This window comes from Acetobacter sp. DsW_063 (assembly GCF_002153745.1).
Taxonomy (GTDB): Bacteria; Pseudomonadota; Alphaproteobacteria; order Acetobacterales; family Acetobacteraceae; genus Acetobacter.
In genome coordinates, this window is the sequence record NZ_JOPL01000148.1 from 1 (window position 1) to 1,427 (window position 1,427).

Annotated in this window: 1 protein-coding gene; it reads left to right on the forward strand. The window is 59.0% G+C overall.

Annotated elements, in window-relative coordinates:
* Window positions 1-1,427 (forward strand): autotransporter-associated beta strand repeat-containing protein (locus HK28_RS13410; protein ID WP_198945903.1); only part of this gene is annotated, 1,427 nt, incomplete at both ends.

Below are 1,427 nucleotides of genomic sequence, written 5' to 3' on the forward strand. Positions count from 1 at the left end.
GCTCCGCAATCCACAATGACGGCTCACTCAACGTCAACCACAGCAACACGCTGACGCTGTCTCAGGTTATCGACGGAACAGGCAACCTAATTCAACAAGGCGCCGGCACCCTTATCCTGAGTGGAGCCAACAGCTACACAGGCGAAACGAGTGTCAATGCGGGCGTTTTGCAAGTTGACGGAGATCAGAGCGCGGCCACGGGGACGACCACTGTCGTCTCCGGTGCCACGCTGAGTGGTGTCGGAACGCTGGGGGGCGACGTGACGCTCAAAAGCGGCGCCACTCTCGCAGCTGGCGATGGTTCCAATGGGATCGGCACTCTGACGATTGCCGAGAATCTGACGTTGTCGACGGGCTCGATACAGAACTTCGACGTAGGCGTCGCCAATGTGGCGGGTGGATCGTACAATGACTTGGTGGCTGTTGGTGGAAACTTGACTCTTGGCGGCATACTGAACGTCGGCGCGAACACGGCGGGAGTTGATGCGGCGAGCGGTGCTCTGGATGCCGGTATTTACCGAATTTATACTTACGGCGGCGCCCTGTCTGGTGTTTCTGACGAGACGCTTGGCACGGTGGCCGCAGCTTCCGGCGTCACCTTGAATCTCCAAACCTCGATTGATCATCAGGTCAATCTTGTCGTCAATGACGGCACTTTGAATTTCTGGGACGGATCCAATACCGGAAGCAATCACGGCTCGGATGGATCGTCTGGCAACGACGTGGTTGACGGAGGAAGTGGCGTCTGGACGGCGATAAATGGGCAGGGCGACAACAACTGGACCAATTCGGCGGGCAGCCGCAACGCGCCATGGGACAGTGGCGCATACGCGGTGTTTGAAGGCAGCGCCGGAACGGTGACAGTCAAAGACACCGACACGGCCGGAAATGCGGCTAATGTCACACTCAGCGGGATGCAATTCGCTAACAACGACGGTGGCGTCTATATCGTGACTGGCGACGATTTGTATGCGACGGGCTCCGCGACGACGATACGTGTGGGCGACGGCACGACGTCGGGAGCTGCGATTACTGCCGATCTAGACACCGTCATTAATGACAGCAGTGTTTCAGGCGGCACCTCTCTGAATAAGACCGATCTGGGGACGTTGATCATCACGAAGGATCAGACTTACACAGGTGCGACGACGATCGGCGCCGGCACGTTACAGCTTGGCGGTGGGGGTGCGTCTGGCGACATCGCGGCCACCACGGCAATTCACGACAACGGCACGCTCGCAATCGATCGCAGCGACGCATTGACTGTCGGGCAGGTGATCGACGGCACGGGTAATTTGAACCAAATCGGGACAGGCTCAACGACTTTTACGGCGGTGAACACCTACACGGGCGCGACGACGATCAGCGGCGGGAGGCTGGCGTTGTCGGGTGTGGGCTCACTGGCTCAGTCCAGCGGCGTGCATGAC